Origin of the sequence: Paraburkholderia sp. NMBU_R16 (assembly GCF_013282575.1) — a bacterium.
Lineage (GTDB): Bacteria > Pseudomonadota > Gammaproteobacteria > Burkholderiales > Burkholderiaceae > Trinickia.
On sequence record NZ_JAAAYE010000319.1, the window covers coordinates 1 to 409 of the forward strand.

A 409-nucleotide genomic window follows, 5' to 3' on the forward strand; every position below is an offset into this window, starting at 1 on the left:
CCTCGGCTTCCTTCAGAAACCCGATGATTTGCTCTTCCGTAAAACGCTTCTTCATGTTCGTCTTCTTCTCCGAAAACGAACTTTACTAGGTTCTGACTGGCCCGGTTTGTTGGGGGCAGGTCATGCCGACTGCGTCTCCAACCCGTACAACCCGCGCGAGTTCTATCCCGAGCACAAGATTCACGAGCTGGCGCTCACCCTCAAGCGCGACGGTCAGATTGAGGCCATCAAAGTCACGAAGCTCGACTCACATCCGGGCAAGTACGTCATCATTGATGGGGAGCGACTGGAGTTGACCCGGTTTCGTGGACACCTATCCTTTGGAACAGGAGGTGCCTGCCATGGGAAAGCACCACAACCCCTACGCGCCGGAATTCCGGGCGCAGATGGTCGAGTTAGTCAAAGCCGG

The 409-nt window shown here is 56.0% G+C and carries 1 protein-coding gene; it reads left to right on the forward strand.

All coding sequences use genetic code 11. From position 1 onward, the window contains the following. On the forward strand, positions 1-409 hold a 409-nt coding region (locus GWC77_RS28410; protein ID WP_173262976.1), incomplete at both ends, for a ParB N-terminal domain-containing protein.